At 37.2% G+C, this 20476-nt stretch carries 18 protein-coding genes; 12 read left to right on the top strand and 6 right to left on the bottom strand.

The genetic code is table 11. The annotated features are described in order from the left end of the window. Positions 1–282 precede the first annotated feature (282 nt). Positions 283–2892 carry an aminopeptidase N gene (gene pepN, locus GJV03_RS06695; protein WP_154129714.1) on the bottom strand — a complete coding sequence of 870 codons (2610 nt, stop codon included), beginning with the start codon at positions 2890–2892 and terminating at the stop codon, positions 283–285. A 474-nt stretch (positions 2893–3366) separates the two neighbouring features. Between pepN and GJV03_RS06685 the strand changes: the two genes are divergently transcribed. The 4 genes from GJV03_RS06685 to dsbG all read left to right on the top strand — a co-directional run bounded on the left by GJV03_RS06685 (position 3367) and on the right by dsbG (position 7546). Beyond that, the gene (locus tag GJV03_RS06685; protein ID WP_056511631.1) at positions 3367–3798 is read left to right on the top strand and encodes a hypothetical protein; all 432 of its coding nucleotides are present in this window, start codon (positions 3367–3369) and stop codon (positions 3796–3798) included. A 68-nt stretch (positions 3799–3866) separates the two neighbouring features. Continuing rightward, positions 3867–5897: a protein-disulfide reductase DsbD gene (gene dsbD, locus GJV03_RS06680; protein WP_154129713.1), complete on the top strand. Its 2031-nt coding sequence runs from the start codon at positions 3867–3869 to the stop codon at positions 5895–5897. An 11-nt stretch (positions 5898–5908) separates the two neighbouring features. Further along, positions 5909–6739, top strand: a complete 831-nt coding sequence (locus GJV03_RS06675; RefSeq protein ID WP_154129712.1) for a TlpA disulfide reductase family protein — start codon at positions 5909–5911, stop codon at positions 6737–6739. A 57-nt stretch (positions 6740–6796) separates the two neighbouring features. Further along, positions 6797–7546, top strand: a complete 750-nt coding sequence (gene dsbG, locus GJV03_RS06670) for a thiol:disulfide interchange protein DsbG (RefSeq protein ID WP_154129711.1) — start codon at positions 6797–6799, stop codon at positions 7544–7546. Positions 7547–7737: 191 nt separating this feature from the next. Here dsbG and hpaR read toward each other — a convergent pair whose 3' ends face one another. From hpaR to GJV03_RS06655, 3 genes are all read right to left on the bottom strand, one after another. After that, a complete protein-coding gene (hpaR, locus tag GJV03_RS06665; RefSeq protein ID WP_004719808.1) occupies positions 7738–8169 on the bottom strand; it encodes a homoprotocatechuate degradation operon regulator HpaR in 432 nt (143 codons plus the stop codon). A 1010-nt stretch (positions 8170–9179) separates the two neighbouring features. After that, a complete protein-coding gene (locus GJV03_RS06660; RefSeq protein ID WP_105712485.1) occupies positions 9180–9560 on the bottom strand; it encodes a hypothetical protein in 381 nt (126 codons plus the stop codon). 19 nt (positions 9561–9579) lie between these two features. After that, positions 9580–9918, bottom strand: a complete 339-nt coding sequence (locus GJV03_RS06655) for a hypothetical protein (RefSeq protein ID WP_034615602.1) — start codon at positions 9916–9918, stop codon at positions 9580–9582. A 137-nt stretch (positions 9919–10055) separates the two neighbouring features. On the opposite strand from GJV03_RS06655, the gene umuD reads away from it, so the two are divergent. Then, complete coding sequence (umuD, locus tag GJV03_RS06650) at positions 10056–10595, top strand: translesion error-prone DNA polymerase V autoproteolytic subunit (RefSeq protein WP_004719801.1); 540 nt, start codon at positions 10056–10058, stop codon at positions 10593–10595. 105 nt (positions 10596–10700) lie between these two features. Beyond that, a complete protein-coding gene (locus GJV03_RS06645) occupies positions 10701–11903 on the top strand; it encodes a crosslink repair DNA glycosylase YcaQ family protein (protein ID WP_154129710.1) in 1203 nt (400 codons plus the stop codon). A gap of 132 nt (positions 11904–12035) precedes the next feature. Here GJV03_RS06645 and GJV03_RS06640 read toward each other — a convergent pair whose 3' ends face one another. Next, entirely contained in the window at positions 12036–12266 is a 231-nt protein-coding gene (locus tag GJV03_RS06640) for a hypothetical protein (protein ID WP_216070497.1), read from the bottom strand. Between the two features lie 351 nt (positions 12267–12617). Between GJV03_RS06640 and GJV03_RS06635 the strand changes: the two genes are divergently transcribed. The 4 genes from GJV03_RS06635 to accC all read left to right on the top strand — a co-directional run bounded on the left by GJV03_RS06635 (position 12618) and on the right by accC (position 16443). Continuing rightward, entirely contained in the window at positions 12618–13934 is a 1317-nt protein-coding gene (locus tag GJV03_RS06635; RefSeq protein ID WP_154129708.1) for a Y-family DNA polymerase, read from the top strand. A 235-nt stretch (positions 13935–14169) separates the two neighbouring features. Further along, entirely contained in the window at positions 14170–14625 is a 456-nt protein-coding gene (aroQ, locus tag GJV03_RS06630) for a type II 3-dehydroquinate dehydratase (protein ID WP_004719793.1), read from the top strand. Positions 14626–14642: 17 nt separating this feature from the next. Then, positions 14643–15062, top strand: a complete 420-nt coding sequence (locus tag GJV03_RS06625) for a biotin/lipoyl-containing protein (RefSeq protein WP_004719790.1) — start codon at positions 14643–14645, stop codon at positions 15060–15062. A 16-nt stretch (positions 15063–15078) separates the two neighbouring features. Further along, positions 15079–16443 (top strand): acetyl-CoA carboxylase biotin carboxylase subunit, encoded by a 1365-nt coding sequence (gene accC, locus GJV03_RS06620; RefSeq protein WP_004719789.1) that lies wholly within the window; start codon positions 15079–15081, stop codon positions 16441–16443. Positions 16444–16558: 115 nt separating this feature from the next. Here the strand turns inward: accC and GJV03_RS06615 are convergent, their stop codons facing one another. Continuing rightward, entirely contained in the window at positions 16559–17047 is a 489-nt protein-coding gene (locus tag GJV03_RS06615; protein ID WP_004719787.1) for a hypothetical protein, read from the bottom strand. Between the two features lie 253 nt (positions 17048–17300). Between GJV03_RS06615 and GJV03_RS06610 the strand changes: the two genes are divergently transcribed. Both GJV03_RS06610 and GJV03_RS06605 read left to right on the top strand, forming a co-directional pair. Beyond that, positions 17301–18776 (top strand): GGDEF domain-containing protein, encoded by a 1476-nt coding sequence (locus tag GJV03_RS06610; RefSeq protein ID WP_004719785.1) that lies wholly within the window; start codon positions 17301–17303, stop codon positions 18774–18776. Between the two features lie 22 nt (positions 18777–18798). Continuing rightward, a complete protein-coding gene (locus GJV03_RS06605; protein ID WP_004719783.1) occupies positions 18799–20289 on the top strand; it encodes an amidase family protein in 1491 nt (496 codons plus the stop codon). Positions 20290–20476: the final 187 nt, after the last annotated feature.

The raw sequence follows: 20476 nt of genomic DNA, 5'->3' as shown, positions 1-20476 counted from the left end.
TATTCGTCAAGTTTATTCTCCTGAAGTTAATGATCTTACTTCAAACTTAAATAATATTTCATTTAGTGTTGAAAAAAATATTCCATATTTTGTCTATTTCAAGATTCCAATAAATGAAAAAATTGAAAGTATTTCTCTTGAGAGCTTACCTTCAATTTATTAATGAAATTTCCAAATTCGAACAAATTCTCACAATTTGTGTATGTACTATTATGCTATTTCTCCTATAACAATAAGAGAAATAGCACTACAAATATAATTAAATCAAAAAATTATAAGCCATTAAACACTTAACATACTATTTAAGGTTTCACTAACATTTTTTGATTTCACTTGAGATTTTAATCCTTCAAGTGCGGCTTTTACTTCACTTCGTTGTGGTTCAGCTAATGTATACCAGCGTGTAAGGACTTGAAGTAAACGAGAGCCAACAATTGGATTCTTTTCATCCAAATATTTCGCCAAATCAACAAAATGCTGAACACCAAAACTCCATGCATTGACAGGATTGGCATTTAAACCACCACTTACCGAACGAATACGGTTAGGTGTACCTAAATCATAATCAGCATGTGAAGTTAAATACTGAATCGTTTCAGCCGTTGCTTTCGGATGCGCTGCTTGAATCATAAACCATTGATCTAATGACAATGCTTCATCTTTAAAGCGCTTATAGAAGTCCGCTAAGGCTGCTTTTGCTTGTGGTGCATCATTCCATACCAATACTTTAAGTGCCCCAAGTCGCTCTGACATATTCACAGAATTTTCATACTGTGCATAAGCCAAATCAAATACTGCGGTATCCCCCTGACGCGCCATAAAACTCAACATGATATTTTTTAGAGCACGAACACCCATTGCTTGTGAAAATTCATTTTGTGAATCTGGATCAAGTGATAAATATGTTTCTTTAACAAAGTCACCCAAGACTTTAGCCAATTGATTCAACAAGGCTTCACGTGCTTCATTTACAATCAAAGGATTATAATCTTGATCAATGCGACTACCCAAATAACCTTCACTTGGTACATCAAATAAGCGTGACGCCAATAGCGGATCTTTTTCAATTACATTTGGTAAGGTCTGTTTAATTGCATCTACATAAATTTGAGCATCATGACCATTAAGCAAAATACGCTCAAGCAAAGTCTGTGTGGCTTGCCACTGGTTAAAACCATTGGTTTCATATTGCAATAAGAATGCAAGTTCTTCATCTGAATAGTTAAATTCAAGATTTACCGGTGCTGAGAAATTACGTAATAAAGATGCTACAGGCTTTTCGGTCACACCTGTAAATTCAATGCTTGCTTCTGTTTGATCAAACAAATACACCCCATCTTTTACCCCATTTTCAAATAAAGCCTCAGAATGCAGGGTGTACTGCTCACCTGTTTCTGCATTAAACAATGCTAAAGCCACAGGAATAGGTACAGCTTTTAAGTTTGGATATTTAGGATGGGATTTTAAACTTTGTTTAAAGCTTAGACGATAAGTTTGAGTACTCGCATCATATTCACCTTTAGCTTCAAGCTTTGGCGTTCCTGGTTGGTTATACCAGATTAAAAATGCAGATAAATCGACACCTGAACCCGCAGTTAAGGCAGCAACCCAATCTTCAACAGTGACCGCTTGACCATCATGACGTTGAAAATATTCATCGGTACCCTTACGGAATTTTTCCTTACCCAATAAAGTTGACATCATGCGGTTAATTTCCGCACCTTTCTCATACACTGTCGCAGTATAGAAGTTATTGATTTCCACAAAATGATCTGGGCGTGGCGGATGCGATAATGGGCCTGCATCTTCTGGGAATTGATGCGCTTTAAGCACTGCAACATCGTCGATACGTTGTACTGCTGCTGATTGTAAATCTTCTGAAAAAGACTGATCACGGAAAACCGTTAAACCTTCTTTTAAACACAATTGGAACCAATCACGGCAAGTAATACGGTTACCTGTCCAGTTATGGAAATATTCATGTGCAATCACAGACTGTACACGCATGATTGCGGCATCAGTAGTATATTCTTCATCAGCAAGCACACATGACGTATTAAAAATATTTAAACCTTTATTTTCCATTGCACCCATATTGAACTGACTGGTTGCCACAATCATATAATTGTCTAGATCGTATGCACGTCCATAATGTTCTTCATCCCAACGCATAGAATGCTTTAACGCTTCCATCGCAATATGACATTTTGGGATATCTTTTTCTTCTGCATAGATTTCTAAAGCCACATCACGACCTTCTGAAGTGGTATAACGGTCTTTTAGAACCGCTAAATCACCAATCACACAGGCAAATAAATAGGCTGGTTTTTTAGTTGGATCTTCCCAAATGGTATAATGGCGCTCATCACCAGTTTTACCCGCTTCAATCAAGTTACCATTTGCCAAAAGCACAGGATATTTGTTATCGGCTTCTACACGAGTGGTAAACACAGATAAGACATCTGGACGGTCAGGATAGAACGTAATTTTACGGAAACCTTCTGGCTCATTTTGAGTGACAAATAAATCACTCCCCGCAAGATATAATCCTTCGAGTTGTGTATTGGTTTCAGGATGAATGACCACAGATGTTTCAATGATGGCTTCATCTGGCGCATTGGCAATTACCAGTTGCTCAGAATCAAGCTTATACTCACTTTCAGTAAGCTGCTTACCATTAATAGAAATTGATTTAAGCTCAAGATCGCGTCCAAGCAATACCATATCTCCTGCTGCTTGGCGTTTCATGACTAATTTGCTGTTTACATTGGTATGGTCATCATAAACTTGAATATCGAGATTGATTGAATCTACAACATATGAAGGTTTTTGATAATCTTTTAAATATATAGTTTGATCTGCTTCAACTACTGGGTTTGCCGCGATATTCATATGATGTCCTAATCCTATTGTTGAGCTTCGACTTGTTATCGTGAGCTTGATCATCAATCAAATTTCACAAAGTGTCTGTTCTGTACTGTTGACTAATTTCTATATGGGTCTAGTTGAAATTAATTTCAATTGTTGGAATGCAAAAAACGTGCGAGATGGCCTATATTTATACAACAATTTATCCTGTAAATTAGAAATGATGCTTATGAAAATTAATGCAATAAAAACCAAACAAGATTTTTAACATTTTTAGATAATCTCAAACAAGATCATCTTGAAAATATTCAACAATGGGAAAATAAAAATTTGCAAAGTTTTTTAACAGCAATGCACAATTGGGTGGTAGATATGGAGGGTTTTTATGCAAATACTCAGCAGCCACAACCAGAGCACATCCCATGGAAAATTTTTGCAGATATTTTAATGGCTGGAAAAATCTATGAATAATAACAAGAAAAACTTTGAGGAAAATATATGAAATCGCTTAGGCTATTTATAACGGTAATGTGTCTTCTCCCTTTGCCTGTTTATGCAAAGCAAACTACCCCATATTTTTGCTTTAAGGAAAGTCAAAACAATAATCTTCTGCTTATTTCTGAGGAAGAATTTCCAAAAGTTAAAACAGTTCAATATTATCCTTATATGAAAAAAATCTCGTTAAAGTTTACCCACTATGATGCTGTTGATACAGCACAAGGTAGACCAAGTGAATTTCACGATTTCTATAAAGAAATAATCAATCAGAAAGAAACAGGAACTTATGAAATCGTTTATCAAGGTGCTGTGCTTTACAATGTCAATTACACCAGCAAAAAAACCAAGAAAATGACCCAATTCGACAGACTCTATCCTGATGATGGACAAATTTTTCAAAAACTTAAGCAAAATGGAGCTGAATGCTTTTAACGGTATTTTTACAAAGAAAAACTTAGAATAATGCCTTCTTTATCTGAAATTATGGATAATGGCTGTAAATGAAACAAAGATATGGAATTATGAAGTTGCGAACCTTGCTCAGTGTATGTGGTTTTACTTTGTTGAGTCTAAGTACCATCAGCCACGCAAATCCTGAGTTTCTCCCCCCAGATCAAGCTTTTCAATTCTCTGCTGAATCAATTTCAGAAAATAAAGCACAATTGAAATGGACAGTTGCACCTCACTATTACCTTTATCATGATCAGTTTAAAGTAACAGTCAACAATAAAGCTGTACCTTTAAACCTCCCAAAAGGTCATATCAAAGATGATCCAACCTTTGGGAAAACTGAAGTTCATTATGAAAATGTGACTACACAAATTCAGGTCAAACCAAATTCACAATATTTAGTGATGTATCAGGGTTGTTCTGCGGATGGCTTATGTTATCCATTACAAAGAAAAACTATTGCAACTGATACAGATGGTTTATTACCACAAAGCAATACATCGTCTAAGCGCCTATTCAATAATAATTCAAATAGCTCATTACTCAACCAGTCTGATACTGTTCCAACTCAAGATAAAAAACTCAAAGAAAGCACTGAAACTAAAGTCAATTCAACTGTTGCAAAACCAGTTCCAAACAAAGTATTGGATGATCAAACCACTCAGCTTGGACAAAAAACTGCCAATGAGGCAGACAACACTGCAAATCCAATTGATCTCAACGCTTCTGTTGCAAATAGCAGTGCAATTACAGATACTAAAAATTCTGCTGATTTAAACAGCAATATGGACACTAAAAACAACACATCGTCATTACAATGGAATGATGATCAATCATTCTTTAAACTATTGTCTAAAGATTCTCTGTTTCTAAATTTATTGGTGTTTTTCGGTTTAGGTATTTTACTGGCGTTTTTACCTTGCTCGCTGCCACTTATTCCAATTCTCTCTGGCATCATCATTCAGCGCGCAAAAGGTTATAAAGCTGTTGTGATTGCCTTGTGCTTTGTGGTGAGTATGGCGGTGGTTTACGCCATTATGGGGATTGTGGTTGCTGAAATTGGTTATAACTTTCAACGTTGGTTCCAAAGCCCTTGGATCGTTTCATTATTTGCAGTTTTATTTGTTGTATTAGCTTTAAATTTATTTGGTTTATATCAATTAAACTTACCGCAATTCATCACCAATAAATTAAGTCATCTGCAAAATAATCAAAAAGCTGGGACAGTGCTCGGTGCTGTGGTTATGGGTGCATTATCAGCACTCATTGTTGGCCCTTGTATGAGTGCCCCACTTGCTGGTGCATTATTATTTGTTTCACAAACTCAAAGTGCTGTGTTAGGTGGCTTGTACTTATTTATTCTCGGTCTAGGTATCGGTTTACCTTTATTTATCGCCAGTGTATTTGGTTCTAAATTATTACCAAAACCTGGTAAATGGATGGATCGGATTAAAGTCAGTTTTGGCTTTATTATGCTGATGGTTGCATTGTACTTTATTCGCCCTATGCTGCCTTCGACTGTGTATGCTGCAATTTTTACCTTGCTGTGTATCGCATTGGCAATCTATCTCTTTATTGCTCTACGCGACAGTGAAAAAACAGTCAATAAAGTTATTCTTGCCATTATCGCTATTACCAGTTTAGTGGCTGGTTTTTGGAATATTCAACAAAGTTATTCTGCTTATCAAATTCAACATAGCCAAACAGAACATTTAGTTTGGAACAAAGTGACCACAGCTGAACAATTAGAACAGGCTTTGGTCAATGCCAAACAGCAAGGCAAACCAATCATTATTGATGTCTATGCGGACTGGTGTGTGGCGTGTCAACCGATTGAAAAAGAGGTATTCCCACGTACCGATGTACAAGAGGCATTGAAAAACTTCACGCTTATCCAATTAGACTTAACCGAATACAACGCCTCACAAGACATCATTTTAAAACAACGTGAAATTTTAGGTCCGCCAACCATGCTGTTTTTAAATAGCAATGCACAAGAAATCCGTGAATTGCGCTTTACAGGTACCTTCTCAGGGCCACAACTTATTCAACAAACTGAAAAAATACACACAGGACGTTAAGCAAACTCTCCATGATCACTGCACAAGCAATTCATTTAGGACCGATTATGTTGCCATGGGGATTAACCATCCTCATGCTTGCGATACTGATGAGTGTGGTAATTGGAAAGTTTAGCTTTCAATATTTTGCTGTTTCAAATTTACAATGGTCTGCGTTTAAAGACTCGATTTGGTCTGCATTCTTGGTTGGCTTGTTATCTGCACGACTTGGCTTTGTCTTACTCAATTTAGATGTTTATTTAGAGCATCCAATTGAAATTTTGAAGATTCAAGATAAAGGTTTTCATCTTTATGTGGGAATTGCATGTGCTGGGCTATGGATAGTTTGGAAAAATCGATCTCTAAAGAAAAGCTTTATTTCACTATTCTTTGCAGCTTTTGCCCTGTTTTTCATTTCAGGTCAATATTTCTATCAACAGGTACAACTGCAATACCAACAATTTCCTCAAGTTAATTTAGTGAATCTTCAGCAAGAGCATGTTGAGTTGACTCAATTCCTCGGCAAACCCACAGTAATTAATCTTTGGGCCAGTTGGTGTCCACCATGCAGACGTGAAATGCCTGTGTTAAATGATGCTCAACAAAGATATCCCAATGTGCAATTTGTCTTTATTAATCAGAATGAAGATGCCAAAACTGTGCAAACGTATTTGCAACAACACAAACTTAATTTGCATTGGGTTCTACTGGACTTTGACGGTGTAACGGCACAAAAAATGGGAATGTTTGGCTTACCCAGCACCTTATTTTTTAATGCACAAGGCAAATTAATCGATACACATATGGGGGAACTTACCCATGCTGCACTTCACCAAAAAGTTCAAAGGATAGTTTCGGAATAATCTATTTCATTGGCATTGATTAAAGAATTATTGCTTTTAACCTTAGGAGTCATCTTGATGATTGATTTAAAAACACTCGGTATTTATTCGCTTGGTTTGGTGTTAAGTGGCTCTTTGTTTGCTGCTGATGCAAATTTCCTCAAAAATAAATTGGAAAAAGAAGGTTATAACTTTGTTAAGCAAATAGATGCACCCGAGGGTTTAGAAGGTTGGACGGGCTATAAAGATGAGTATCCATCGACAATCTTTATTTCAAAAGATCAAAAGCACTATATCGTCGGTGACCTATTTAATGCTTCAGGAAAAAATTTAACCGAAGAAGCGATTAACACCCATGTTAAAGGTGCCGTATTAGATGAAATTTGGAAAAGCCTAGAAAAATCAAGTTGGATTCAAGACGGCGATCGCAATGCGCCAAAAGTCGTTTATGTGTTTAATGACCCAAACTGCCCCTACTGCCATACCTTCTGGCAACAAGCACGTCCCTTTGTAGATTCAGGAAAAGTTCAATTACGTCATATTATGGTTGGGGTCATTCGCCCAAGCAGCAAAGGACAAGCCGCAACGATTTTAAACAATGCCAATCCTGCAGAAATTTTCAAACAATACAATTTAAGCAACGGTAAGAATAAATTGGTGGAAATGAAGAGTATTCCTAAGACGTTATCTGAAAAGTTAGATGAAAATACCAAACTCATGGATAAATACGGTTTTTATGCTACTCCTGCAATGGTATGGAAAGATGCAAAAGGTGAAATTCAAAGCCAGCAAGGCGCACCGAAAGACATTAAAAAGTTATTTGATTAAACAATGATAAAAATGAGTGATTAAAACCCACTCATTTTTGATTAGGGTGTTTTGTATATTTAAAATGAATTGAGTGACATGCAGTTTTACTTTAATCCCTAAACTATATCAAACCACCTATTTAATAATACAAGGTGTAGCTATCGCATGGCGACATGGATGTCGCCCTTTAATATCTAATAGTTTAAAATTTATCGTGGTTTTATTTTTGAGAGATCGTTTAACAATTCCATAAGCTGCTGGACTTTCTCTGCACCATATTGTGTTTGAATATCTGTATAGCTTTCTTCCATTTTCACCGCTTGTGTCTCAAAGTATCTTTTACCTTCATCGCTCAGCTGAATCAAACTCACCCTTTGATCATGTAGGTCTTTTCGTTTCTTAATCAGATTTTGATCACGCATACGATTTAAAATCCCCGTTAAACTGGGTCTTAAAATACATGCCAAATCAGCCAAGTGGTTATTTTCAAGTTCATCATATTGATAAAGTACAGAAATCACACGCCATTGCTGCTCAGTCAAACCCATTTCATTTAAAATCGGTCTAAAATGCATCATTGTAGCTTCTCGCGCTTGTAACAAAGCTAAAGTCAGAGATGGCGATACACGAATCGGTTTCATAAAAACCCTTTAAATAAAAATTTATAGAGAGATTAGGGTCTGTTGACATTTCATAAATGGCTTGCGTTGTAGGTTAAAATTGAGCAGGCAAGGCAGGAAACGAGGAGAATAGCGAGACTATTTTCGAGTTTCATAACGAAGGCTGAGATAATTTTAGCCACAACCCTGAGCAAGAACAAAGCACTGCTTTGTTTGCAGCGCAAGGCGCAGCGGGGACTAGCGTGTTTTTTGCCGCTACGTCGTTACGAACTACTTATTTAGAATGACTAAATTTCGTATTTCGTGCCTAGTATCGCCTAAAAAACACACTTAGTCGCAAACATAGACGAATTGTCAGCAGACCCTAAAAATTGATTAATTAAAGAATTTATTCAATACATATATTGCAATAGCCTCACGATTTGACTGATGAGTGAATTCATACAAATCCATATTCTCTTGACTACAAAATGATAATAAAAAATTTATACTGCTCATGCGAACAATCTTACAGTAACAACATCTGCCCAAAATAAAAATATTGTGGTAATGCTTGTTGCATAGAATAAAAAATCGTCAACAAAATGAATGACTCACTTTATTTATATGATTGTAGTATATAGCAAAATTTTCAGCTTTTGTTCAAGTGCTTCGGCCTGTTTGGCTTTATGCACGATCATGACTTGTCTTTCTATTCTTTTTAAACATTCTGCTCAAAAGTAAACTATTGTTGATTTGTCAGTGTCTCTTTGAATGGTTATTTTTCTTTTTAATCGGTTTGCTATCTTTTTCCGATATTTTGTAAATAAAATCCATAAAAAAATGCATTAAAAAACTCGCAATTAAGCGAGTTTAGGGTGCGTCAATCATACGATTGACGCTTAAAGCCACACAAAATACAGACCAGGGAAAATCAAATCTTGTACTGCTTTAATGCGTCTATTATTGATCATTTTTTTAAAAACAACTTATCATTTTCAGCCAATTAAATATCATTTTCTGACTAAAATAAGGCTTAAATGACATTTTGTTTATTTCTTAATCGAACAAAATCGCTCAAACGTCATTCCTGACTGCTCAATACTTTGCTTTTGTCGATCTAAAAAATTATTGGCGATCACCAACATCATATTGGCCGTATCAAGTTCTAAATTTTCTTTCGAAATCCTAGCAATCGCTTGATAAGCATCTAAACGTGAACAAAATGCTTGATGCTGTTCAATCGCAGTGATCGTGCTATGCGCTTCATCCAAGATATGTTTAGTTGCATTGACTTGATCAGTATAGGTTTGAATACGTTGGTCATACTGTTCTTGGGTGAGTTTTTGCGTGGATGGTTCAGCAAAACTTTGCGTGCTCAATCCACTACTCAGAACAATACTGCAGAGGGTCAAAGTAAATCTATAGATCATGCTTGAGCAAACCTTTTATTTATAAAATATCTGCTTTCCATACATCTTCGTATTCATCAGCATCTATCATAAATCTAAAGCCTTGTTCCAAAGCCAGATAAGGGATCGCATCAGGAAAAACCTCTTCAAGCTCTTTTACACTGATCACATCAAAAAAATCTTCACCCTCTTCCAACTCACCACCATAAATAAACCATGACACATTTTCAGCATCAGGCTGTTTACGTAAACCCACGATCGGTTCTTTACTTAAGGTTTGCTTAGCGATAGCCACGAGATCCGTTTCATTGACTTTGATATATCGAGAGTCAAATTCTTCACACACTAATTTCTGTTCTTCTACAAAATCTTGCAACATGTACATTTCCGAACGATTGGATTTTGTCAAATTGTAAGCCGACAGTTTGACAATCACAATCAATTCACCAAAAGAATCTTGCATCACGCGTTTATTTTGTTAAACTTGATTGTGTTACATTTTCAAGGTGAATCGTGATGCCGCCAAATTTGACTCCACCATCGAAGTTAAGTGATCGCTCTGTAAGGGAAAATTTTAAGACAATCAATTCTCTTCTTTCTATTATCGAGCCTATTTCAAAGCAAGATTTACGTACAATTGAATTTCGTAGCAACATCAGTATTCCCTATCCTTTGGAAACCGTTGCAGCAGGCTTTCCATCACCCGCTCAAGACTATACTGAAAAGAAAATTGATTTAAATGAACACTTAATTCATAACCCTATTGCAACCTTTATGTTAAAAGTTAACTCCTTATCAATGAAAAATGCAGGTATTGAAATTGGAGATGAAATTTTAATTGACCGTAGCCTAGAGGCTGAACACGGCGATGTTGTTTTGGCATTAATCAACAATGAATTTACAGTCAAACGCTTTATGCAAGTTAAAGTATCTACAGGGATTTATGATATTTGGCTCAAAGCAGAAAATCCTGATTTTCCAGATATTCACCCACACAGTGAAGAACAAATTATGATTTGGGGTGTTGTTACTTGTATTCTTAAAAAATTAAAATGATCATTGAACGTCATAGCCTTTATTTATGCTACTCATCTTCAAGCTTCATTTGTGATACCTGTGGCAACCAAGACTCACTAAAAATAGGTTAAAAAAATAATTGTTATGATTGAATCACTAAGACGTCTGGCACTCTCTCATCAAGGCCTAATTTCACCTGCTTCCTTTGGTACAGGATTATCTGGAACACGCCATGCGATTGAACATCTTGGCTATGTTCAGATTGATACAATTTCTGTAGTAGAACGTGCCCACCACCATATCCTATGGAGCCGTGTTCCAGATTATCAGCAAAGCCATTTAAATCAACTGGTCAAACAGCAGCATATTTTTGAATATTGGTTTCATGCAGCATCTTATTTACCAATGCAAGATTATCGTTATGCACTTCCTCATATGACATCAATTAGAAATGGTGAGCATCGTTATTTTAATCGCGGTGATCAAGCTTTTATGAATGAGATTTTGGCTCGGGCGAAAGCTGAAGGCAGTATTCGATTACGCAACATTGAACAAGGCAATAAGCAAAATTCAGGGGGTTGGTGGAACTCAAGTTTAGCGCGTCGTTCTATTGAGCAATTGTTTATGCAAGGCGATTTGATGATTTCTGAACGTAATGGTATGGAAAAAGTCTATCAACTGACCGAATATTGTATCCCAAGTCATCTTGATCTGAGTGTTCCTACACTAGAGGAATATGCCCGCTACTTGTTCAATACCACGCTCCGCGCACATGGCGTGTTTGCATGGAAGCAATTGTTGCATTTAAAAGTTGGGCAAAAGATTCGTGAGGCAATGCGTGACATCGTCAATGAACAATTAGATGCGGGCGTGATCACCACTTTAGCTCAATTAGGCAGTAGTGACAAAGAGAGTCAAAATCTTTATATCCAAACCGATGCCTTAGAGCAGATCCCCAATATTGAGTTAAAAGTCAAAATTCTCTCTCCTTTTGACAATCTGGTGATACATCGTGACCGTTTAAATACCCTGTTTAAATTTGATTATCGGTTGGAATGTTATGTGACGCCACCTAAACGTGTATTTGGATATTTTTGTTTACCTATTTTATATGGGGATCAAATTGTGGGACGTATCGATTGCAAAGCACATCGGGCAAAAAATCAATTTGAAGTCATCAGCCTACATCTTGAACCACAGCATCTCAATCATACTATTGCGGACCCAGCACATTTCTTTAGCGCACTAAACACTGAAATACACCATTTTGCCCAATTTAATCAATGTATAAATATAAATGAAGGTCTCCATAAAATCCTTGATCAAAGCAATAAACGATTCAAGTGATCAGCAACGTAAGCTTAAAATCAAGACACTTAAAAATGAAGAAGCTTAAAATTCAAAATAGCTAAAATGACAAAACGCCTCAGTTGAGGCGTTTTGTCATTTATAAGCTACGATTAAGATGAGTTCAAAGCCCTATTTTTGCTGAGGCTTGTGTTGGCTTTGCTGATTTTGTTGAGCCTGTTGGTTGGATTGTTGCTTTTGCTGGTTTTGTTGATTAGATTGTTGATCTTGCTGACTGTGTTGCTTCTGCTGCTGATTAGATTGGTTAGGTTGACCTTGTTGGTCATTCTGCTGATTCTGTTGCTGATTCTGTTGCTGATTCTGTTGCTGATTCTGTTGAGAATTATGTTGTTGATTAGCCATTTTCATATCCATCCTTTTCAATATTGGGATATGCCGTACAAATCGACGACAACTGTTAATTTAGCCCTCTCAGTTTTCTATACAAGGATTGAGATGTTTCATTTTTCGACATTGTAAGCTGCAATTTAAGATATACCTTTTAAAAGAACCACTTCTCTATTTGCTCTTTTTACCTAAATTACTTAAACCACCACGAAGCTCAACAGTGCTTAGTCAATTTTGTATCTCACCACACCGATTATTTAATCATCCAGCCCAAAGGATGAACAAATCCACACTAGATTTGATTTGAATTTATTTTAAACATCTTTTAATATTTCACTTGAATTTGTAACTTTTTCAAAACAGCCCATGAGCGAACAAATTTTTGCTTTGATCGACATTAACAATTGTTATGTCAGTTGTGAACGCGTATTTAACCCCAGTTTAAATAATAAGCCAGTTGTCGTATTAAGTAATAATGATGGTTGTGTCGTTTCGCGAAGCAATGAAGCCAAGGCGTTAAACATAGATATGGCAATCCCTTGGCATGAAGTTGAACAACAAGCTAAAAAAGCTGGCGTACTCGCCTTTTCAAGTAACTATGCTTTATATGGTGATTTCTCAGATCGTTTTTTTAAAATTTTAAAGATTTTTTTTAAAGATGAGGATTTGGAAGCCTACTCTATTGATGAATGTTTTATCAATCTCAGCTCTTACCAAGACTTATTCGATCTACAGGATTATTGTAGAAAACTCATCAAAACCATCCAAAAATGGCTTGGTCTGCCCTGTTGCATTGGTATTGGCTATAGTAAAACCCAAGCCAAGCTTGCCAACAATTTTGCCAAGAAACGTGGAGGCTTTGATAGCATCTGTGACCTGACTGGTTTAGATTTATGCAGTTTTGAAGGCCTACTGCTTGAAACCAGTGTTGCAGAAGTCTGGTGCGTTGGACGTAAAACCAGCAAATGCTTACAAGCTTATAATATTTATAATTGCTATGACTTAACTTTTGCCAATGAACATTACCTTGCACGCGAGTTTTCAGTGGTCATTGGACGCACCATTCGTGAGCTAAAAGGTCAATCCTGCATTGCTTTGGACGATGCAGACATTCCCTCCAAACGCATCCTTTCCTCACGCAGTTTTGCATCTGCTCTAAACAATGTTGAGATTATTAAACAAGCCATTATTTTCCATGTCAATCGTGCACATCAACGGCTGAGCAAGCAACGACAACTGTGTGCAGTTGTGCATGTTTCCTTATATGAAAAAGTTGCACAGGCGCCCTATAAAAAGGCACAAAGTAGTGTCATTGGCTTGATGTATGCAACAGATGATTTGATGATTTTAACTAAGTCAGCATTACAGCAAATTGATGTTTTATTTAAAGAAAATTTAAAGTATGTAAAAGTTGCTGTGATGTTCTCAGCACTGCATAGCAAAAGCCAGCACATCAATGACTTATGGCATCCTGTAGACTTTATTCAGCAACGTGATCAGCTTATGGATACGCTCTCAAGCATGAAACAACGCTTTGGCTCAGACTGTATACAAGTGGGTTATCATTCCAACCAAGAAACATGGAAAATGCGTCAGCAAAATCGGTCTCCAAGCTATACAACACGTTGTAGTGAGATCTTATCTATTGACGATAGCCATATGGCTGTTACACAAATCAAATGAATAGTTTTGGTCACTCAGTTTAAAATGAAGTCTCTGTAAAACATCTGCTAAAAATGTCATATTTTAACATTGCCATTTACAGACAAAATTAACATTATATAGCCCATACAAGGCACTGCGTTTCCGCGACGATTCAAAGAAAATATAAAGTATTTGTGGAAAAATATGCCATAATATGCAAACTTTGCAGACATCTTGCAATTTTTTTTGCGACTTTTGAATTGGAGCACTCTCAATGAGTTCGACCATTTTGGTCATTCACGGACCAAACTTAAACTTGCTAGGAAAGCGCGAACCTGAGGTCTATGGTCACCTCACATTGGATGACATTAACCAACAATTGAGTCTCCAAGCACGTCAAGCCAATATAAGTTTAGATACTTTTCAAAGCAACTGGGAAGGTGCTGTGGTCGATCGTATTCACCAAGCACAACAAGACGGCATAAAATTTATCATTATTAATCCTGCCGCGTTGACCCATACCTCAGTCGCTATACGTGATGCCCTACTTGGCGTTGCGATTCCATTTATTGAAGTACATCTTTCTAATGTTCATGCACGTGAAGCATTTAGACATCATTCTTATTTATCAGATAAAGCCGTTGGCGTCATTTGTGGTTTAGGTGCCAAAGGCTATTCTTTTGCACTTGATTTCGCCATCGAAAAACTTAAATCTTCAACCCAATCATAATTTAGGAATACGAACCCATGGATATTCGCAAAATTAAAAAGCTCATCGATTTGATGATCGAATCTGATCTTCAAGCAATTGAAGTGAAAGAAGGCGATCAATCGATTGCTTTAACTCGCCGTAATCCTGTGGTTGCTGCTGGTGTAGCACCTATTGCCCTCCCAACCGCTGAAGCGCCTGTAGTTAAAGCTGCCTCTCGTGGTGCAGTAGAAACGTCTCCAATGGTTGGTGTGTTCTATTCAGCACCAAGTCCTGGTGAAGCGCCCTTTGTAAATGTAGGTCAAACTGTTTCTGCAGGTGAAACCCTCGGGATCATCGAAGCAATGAAAATTATGAACCCAATTGAAGCAACTCAAAGTGGTGTAGTTGAAGAAATTTTAGTAAAAAATGGTGATGTAATCCAGTTCGGTCAACCTTTATTCCGCTACCGCGCGTAATACCTCGGGGGTTGATATGTTGCAAAAAGTTTTAATTGCAAACCGAGGTGAGATTGCGTTACGCATCACTCGAGCTTGCAAAACTTTAGGAATCAAAACTGTCGGCATCTATTCAGATGCTGATAAAGATTTGATGCATTTACGTTTTTGTGATGAAGCAGTATGTATAGGTCCAGGTGCAAGTAGCGAAAGCTATTTAAACATTCCTGCCATTATTACCGCAGCAGAAATTACGGGCGCAGATGCCATCCATCCTGGTTATGGTTTCTTATCTGAAAATGCTGAATTTGCAGAAATTGTAGAAAACTCAGGCTTTATTTTCATTGGGCCGCGTCCTGAACATATTCGTCTAATGGGAAATAAAGTTTCTGCAATTACGGCGATGCGTAAAGCAGGTGTACCAACAGTTCCTGGTTCAGCCCATGCTGTGACACCCAACAATGCGTTGGCTGAAGCCAAAGAAATTGGTTTCCCGCTGATTGTAAAAGCTGCTTCAGGCGGTGGTGGTCGCGGAATGCGTATTGTTGAACGTGTCGATACATTACTTGAATCGGTTCAAGCTGCACAACGTGATGCTGAAATGTGGTTCGGTGATGATACGGTTTATATGGAACGTTTCCTGCAAAAACCACGTCATGTTGAAGTACAAGTTTTAGCAGATGGTAATGGTCAAGCGATTCATTTATATGACCGTGACTGCTCTTTACAACGTCGCCATCAAAAAGTACTTGAAGAAGCACCTGCACCGGGTTTACCAGAAGAAGCGCGTGCGCATATTCTTGAAGCTTGTGTCAATGCATGTAAGTTGATGCAATACCGTGGTGCTGGTACTTTTGAGTTCTTATTTGAAGATGGTGAATTCTTCTTTATCGAGATGAATACCCGTGTTCAAGTTGAGCATCCAGTCACTGAACAAGTGACTGGTGTAGATATTATTGAACAGCAATTACGTATCGCTGCGGGTCTAGGTTTAAATCTTCAACAAGAAGATATTAAAATCGAAGGTCATGCGATTGAGTGCCGTATCAATGCAGAAGATCCGTCGACCTTCTTACCATCACCAGGTAAAATTGAATCATTCTATGCGCCAGGCGGTGCAGGTATCCGTTTAGATTCTCATATCTATCAAGGATATAGCATTCCTCCGTATTATGACTCAATGATCGCAAAGTTGATTTCTTATGGTAAAGATCGTGAAACTGCGATTGCCCGTATGAAACAAGCCTTAGATGAGATGATCTTAACTGGAATTAAAACCAATATTCCTTTACATAAAGATCTGATCCTTGAAGACAAAAACTTCTGTTCACAAGCAATGGATATTCACTACCTTGAAAAACACTTGTTAAAACAAGTTCAAGGACATGAAAAAGATGCTTAATATGCATCCTCTAATCCAGTAAAAAAACCAATAAAAAACCTCTGTAAAATCAGAGGTTTTTTATTTTAAAGCAAATTCTTGATTATTTAGACAAGCATCGATGCTTTAAATCAACTTAAGGCAAGACTCTGCGTAAAGTAGCAAAGCACTGATCGCCTTTGTCAGAAATACAAAAATTCAAGGTGTTCTTATTAATCCACTTTACAAAATATTGGGTAACTTCACCAGACTGATCTTCTTTACGCCCCGAACAATCTGTTTCATTATTTTCATAGCGAATTTGCATGATTAATGCGGGTGGCTTTTCCAGTGTATTATCGGGTGAAGGCTGATAATCAAACAGACCGATTGACCACTCTTTGGCACTATTCACCACCACTTCATTGGAACCGCGGAAATTATAATATTCTGTACATTTCTTATTTTCTGGAATTTCCATGCCCCATAAGCCTAAAATTTCAGGGCGAGTATTTATACGAATTGTACTTGTGGTATTGGTTGCAGCCACAGTCGCAGGATTGGTTGCTTGAGGTTGAACTGTTTCAGCGCTAACGTAAGGTGAAAGGCTAAGCAATAAAGAAATTATAAGTGCTGTTTTTTTCATACCAAGTCTGTATGTAATATTTCATCAGACATAAATTAGCATAGATTTAGAATAAAACATGTAAAATTAACCATATATGAACAATCTTTATTGTTTATTCTAAGCAAAAATATTTTTGTGACAGGCTCGAATTAAGGTAACTAAAACTATTGATTTATCGATATAAATAGATATGATTACTTATTAATACCTTAGCAGAGCCAGATAAAATATTGGCTTAGAGATTAATCCCTCTTTAGAATAGGTTCGCAAATTGCCTCGAGCTATCGCATATTTAAGTCAAGCACTTAAAGACAACATCTCTGCATTTTTTATTATTGCAATGATTATTTTTGTCTGCGCATTGGCTGGAATATTTGGTAGACCCTTATCCTTTCTTGCCATTTTTTGGCCCGCAAATGCTGTTTTACTTGGACTTTTTTTAAGGTTTCATCGCTTAAAAAATATAGGTGGGTGGATTGGCGCATTCACTGCCTTTATGCTTGCAGATCTGATTACGGGAAACTCTTTTTTAATCACCTTCTTTCTGACTTTAGCCAATCTATCTCATGCCTTGGTCACATTAGGACTGATTCGATTTTTTAAACTGGATTATAAACAATATAATAAAGGCTTAACATTTTTATACTTATTTGCAATCAGTGCCTTTGGCGGTTGTTTAGCTTCACCAATCGTCGCAAGTTTAACGGTCCCTTATTTACCAAACACCTTTATGGTTATGGATAGAATCTGGATTGATTTTGGTATGTGGTGGACGGGAGAAATCCTCAATGTCATTGCCTTTTTACCGATTATATTGGCAATCCCTGATAAAAAAACCATTCAAAGCCATATCCAACAATTTAAACAACAGCCTTTTCAGTACGAAAAATTTCTTCCACTGTTGGGAGTCGTTTTATCCGTCATTCTGACCCATTTTTTTCTGGGTCCAGGTGCGATTATGTTCCCCATTGCAGCATTGGTTTGGGCTGCACTAAGCTATAACCTATTCTTTGTCTCTATCATTAACTGTATTGTGTGTATGCTGCTCTATAATGCATTGACTGCATATTATATTGCTCAGTCACCAGATGCCTATTTGGGCACCACACTGTCTGTACGCATCGGTTTAATGATGCTAGCTTTAGGACCTTTAACCCTTGCAATTATCAGTTTAAATCGCCAAAAGCTTTATCACCAAATCTTATACTTAGCCAATCATGATGGTCTCACTACCACACTCAATCGTCGTTATTTCTATGAAGAAAGTGAACGTACCATTGCAGAGGATGTTGAAAAGCAACAAGCACACAGTGTCACGATTTTGGTTTTAGATTTAGATCATTTTAAAAAAATTAATGATCAATATGGCCATGTGATTGGCGATTATGTTTTGCAAGAGTTTACCCATCAAGTCAAAGCACAAATTCGTGCTAATGATCTATTTGGTCGCTTAGGTGGAGAAGAGTTTGCTATATTATTAAAAGATCTATCTTTAGAACAAAGTGTTGCCATTGCACAAAGAATTTGTAATAGCGTTTTCAATACCCCGATTCATTTAGATGATCAGCGTAGCTTAAATATCAGCGTCAGTATTGGCTTAAGTTATCAGACTTTACCCTATTGCATACCTTTTCAACAGCTGATTAAACGGGCTGATGATGCTTTGTATTTAGCCAAGGAAAAAGGTAGAAATCAACTTTGTTTAGAAACCACGATCGAACAAAACCAAAAGATATTTGCCCAATAACTCAAAACAGCAAGGGAAAGCTATGAAATTTTCAGAATATATTCAATATGATGGTATCGGTTTAGCACAACTTGTACAAAACAAAGAAGTACAAGCACATGAATTATTAGAAATCGCAATTCAACGTGCTGAGCAGGTAAATCCTAAAATTAATGCGATCGTTATTCCGATCTATGAACACGCATTAAAAAATACCCAAAATTATGCGAATGGCCCCTTTTCAGGTGTACCATTTTTACTCAAAGATCTACATCAAGAATATGCGGGTGTCGCAACCTCATCTGGTTCTAAAGCATTTAAAAATGCTAAATATATTGCTAAAGAAAACTCAGAAATCGTCAATCGCTGGGTAAAATCGGGCGTGGTTACTTTTGGTTTAACCAATTCGCCAGAGTTTGGCATTAAAGGTATCACTGAACCTGAAGCTTGGGGCAGTTGCAAAAATCCGTGGAATTTAAAACACAATAGTGGCGGCTCTTCTGGAGGTTCTGCTTCTGGCGTTGCAGCGGGTATCGTACCAATTGCAGGTGCAAGTGATGGAGGCGGTTCTATTCGGATTCCTGCCTCGTATTGTGGCTTATTTGGCTTAAAGCCAAGTCGCGGACGTACACCTTGGGGACCTGAAATCAGTGAAGCAATGCATGGGGCTGCGATGCAACATGTATTGTGCAAATCAGTCCGTGACAGTGCAGCTATGTTAGATGCTACTCAAGGCTCAGATCGTACTGCTCTTTTCAATATCCAAAGCCCGACTGAACGCTACTTAGACATCATTGAAAAAGCCCCAAAACGTTTGCGAATTGGTTTTTCCACTGTTTCACCGATTGGAACCAAAGTTTCAAAAGATGCAGTACAAGCCATTCAAAAAACGGCCAAACTTTTAGAATCTTTAGGACATATTGTTGAAGAAGCAACGCCTCAAATTGACGGTATGGCGCTTGCCAAAGACTTTATTACCACATGGTTTAGCCAATGCGCTTATACAGTGAATCAAGTCAAACAGCGATTTGGTGCAACAGATCAAGATTTTGAATTAGATACACTGGCAATTGCCGCATTTGGTGCCAAAGCTTCTGCTGTGGACTATATCAACAATCTCAATAATTGGGGTGTTTATGTTGCAAGAATGAATCATTTCTTTGAGCGTTATGATTTATTTCTAATTCCGTCTACAGCTTCAATTGCACCGAAAAATGGCGAGGTAAAAACACCATCTTGGCAAGTTCCGATTTTAAAAGCCTTGCTCAAAGTTGATCAAGCCCACTTACTGGCAAAAGGTAAGCTGGTTGAGCAAATGATTAAAAATAATTTGCAATGGGTTCCATTTACCCAATTGGCCAATATCACGGGCTTACCTGCCATGTCAGTACCCTTATATTGGAATAAAGATAATATGCCCTTAGGTTCACAATTTATTGCACCTTTTGGACGTGAGGATGTGTTACTACAACTGGCGGCACAATTAGAACAAGCGCAACCTTGGGCAGCTAAATATAAAGGTATTGCGATATAAATTTTATCTGCATGAATATTCACATTAGACATCTGGTACTGGTGTGAATATTTTTTGAGAATAGCGTGGCATTGCAAGCTTTTCAATCATACATATTCATTTCTATAGAAGAGTATAATTTCCATAAGTTATAAAGTTTGCTTTCGTAAGACTATTCTTAATTCGCTACTTTAATCATCTATATAGA

This window comes from Acinetobacter sp. RIT698 (assembly GCF_009668065.1).
Lineage (GTDB): Bacteria > Pseudomonadota > Gammaproteobacteria > Pseudomonadales > Moraxellaceae > Acinetobacter > Acinetobacter guillouiae.
This window is presented reverse-complemented; position numbering and strand designations above follow the sequence as displayed.

Coding starts and splice junctions, on each gene's coding strand:
- GJV03_RS06655 (WP_034615602.1), bottom strand. CDS start 9,918: ATGTTGCAAGATTTTGTAGAAGAACAGAAATTAGTGTGTGAAGAATTT.
- GJV03_RS06635 (WP_154129708.1), top strand. CDS start 12,618: ATGAGCGAACAAATTTTTGCTTTGATCGACATTAACAATTGTTATGTC.
- umuD (WP_004719801.1), top strand. CDS start 10,056: ATGCCGCCAAATTTGACTCCACCATCGAAGTTAAGTGATCGCTCTGTA.
- GJV03_RS06625 (WP_004719790.1), top strand. CDS start 14,643: ATGGATATTCGCAAAATTAAAAAGCTCATCGATTTGATGATCGAATCT.
- GJV03_RS06685 (WP_056511631.1), top strand. CDS start 3,367: ATGAAATCGCTTAGGCTATTTATAACGGTAATGTGTCTTCTCCCTTTG.
- aroQ (WP_004719793.1), top strand. CDS start 14,170: ATGAGTTCGACCATTTTGGTCATTCACGGACCAAACTTAAACTTGCTA.
- accC (WP_004719789.1), top strand. CDS start 15,079: ATGTTGCAAAAAGTTTTAATTGCAAACCGAGGTGAGATTGCGTTACGC.
- GJV03_RS06615 (WP_004719787.1), bottom strand. CDS start 17,047: ATGAAAAAAACAGCACTTATAATTTCTTTATTGCTTAGCCTTTCACCT.
- hpaR (WP_004719808.1), bottom strand. CDS start 8,169: ATGAAACCGATTCGTGTATCGCCATCTCTGACTTTAGCTTTGTTACAA.
- GJV03_RS06640 (WP_216070497.1), bottom strand. CDS start 12,266: ATGGCTAATCAACAACATAATTCTCAACAGAATCAGCAACAGAATCAG.
- GJV03_RS06675 (WP_154129712.1), top strand. CDS start 5,909: ATGATCACTGCACAAGCAATTCATTTAGGACCGATTATGTTGCCATGG.
- dsbG (WP_154129711.1), top strand. CDS start 6,797: ATGATTGATTTAAAAACACTCGGTATTTATTCGCTTGGTTTGGTGTTA.
- dsbD (WP_154129713.1), top strand. CDS start 3,867: ATGAAACAAAGATATGGAATTATGAAGTTGCGAACCTTGCTCAGTGTA.
- GJV03_RS06660 (WP_105712485.1), bottom strand. CDS start 9,560: ATGATCTATAGATTTACTTTGACCCTCTGCAGTATTGTTCTGAGTAGT.
- GJV03_RS06605 (WP_004719783.1), top strand. CDS start 18,799: ATGAAATTTTCAGAATATATTCAATATGATGGTATCGGTTTAGCACAA.
- pepN (WP_154129714.1), bottom strand. CDS start 2,892: ATGAATATCGCGGCAAACCCAGTAGTTGAAGCAGATCAAACTATATAT.
- GJV03_RS06645 (WP_154129710.1), top strand. CDS start 10,701: ATGATTGAATCACTAAGACGTCTGGCACTCTCTCATCAAGGCCTAATT.